The sequence below is a fragment of the Bacteroides sp. ET71 genome (assembly GCF_023336905.1).
In the GTDB taxonomy this organism is placed as follows: Bacteria; Bacteroidota; Bacteroidia; order Bacteroidales; family Bacteroidaceae; genus Bacteroides.
Genome location: NZ_JAMBLS010000102.1, coordinates 1 through 1,120, shown reverse-complemented (window position 1 = coordinate 1,120; position 1,120 = coordinate 1). Strand labels below are relative to the sequence as shown.

Genomic DNA, 1,120 nt, shown 5'->3' with positions numbered 1-1,120 from the left:
GACAAAGACCGTAGAGCTTGTGGTTATGGAAACCGTTTTAAACGTTCAGTCCCCATGCCTTTACATCTGAAATCTGGATAGTTCGTTGGGACTTATGATCCCGTGTTAGCGACGATAGGTTATAGGATGTATTTAACCAAATTAAAGACGTTATGACTTACATTGGAATCGACATCAGCAAGGACAGCTTCGTGGCTGCTTTTCCGACAGTATCGGGTTATCAGACCCAAACTTACCCTAATACCGTAAAAGGTATCAGGAAGTTCATCGGCTCGCTTTCCGTAACAGAACATCATTGTGTGATGGAAGCCACCGGCAATTACGGTTTTCTGCTTCTTTATCTGCTTGACAGGCAAGGGATAGCTGCCAGTATGGTGAATCCCAAACAAATCAAGCACTTCTCACGCATGATGATGACCGTCACCAAGACCGACCCCAAAGACGCCTGTATGATTGCCATGTACGGTGAGAAGATGAATCCTCCCATTTACAAGATGCCGTCTGAAACCGTTATGCTCCTGAAACAGAAGAAAACGATTATCAGGCAGTTGAAGAAACAGCTTACGGCAAGCAAGAACCTGAAAAGTTCCCTTGTCGTGCTTCCATTCCAAGACAAGAACGGGATGAAAGCGCTTGATAAGACTATTTCTTTTTTGGCAAGCCAAATTGAGTCTTTGGAATCCGAACTTGCAGATTTGGCTTCTTCGGAGTTCGACAGGCAAGTTAAACTGCTTACATCCATTAAAGGCATTGGTATTACTTTGGCTACAGCCTTGATCGTCGCTACCGGAGGATTCTCCTATTTCAACAACGCAAAGCAGGTTTCCCGCTTTATCGGGATATGTCCGACCTACCAGCAGTCCGGAACATCCGTACATATCAAAGGTGGGATAAACCGTAACGGGGATGCGAGCTTACGCTCACTGCTTTATGTCGCCTCATGGTCGGCTTTACGTGGCAATGCAACCTGTAAAGAATGCTACACGCGTTTGAAAGCCAACGGAAAACCTTCTAAGGTGGCTCTTATTGCTGTCGCAAATAAACTCGTTAGGCAGGCATTTGCTGTAATCAAGTCAGATACACCTTATGTGGATGGCTTCGTTTCTACCCGTCAAACGAA

At 45.4% G+C, this 1,120-nt stretch carries 1 protein-coding gene; it reads left to right on the top strand.

What is annotated here, in order from left to right; translation table 11 throughout:
* Positions 1 to 152: 152 nt before the first annotated feature.
* The coding region (locus M3090_RS15345) for an IS110 family transposase (RefSeq protein ID WP_249057723.1) at positions 153 to 1,120 on the top strand (968 nt) is incomplete at its 3' end.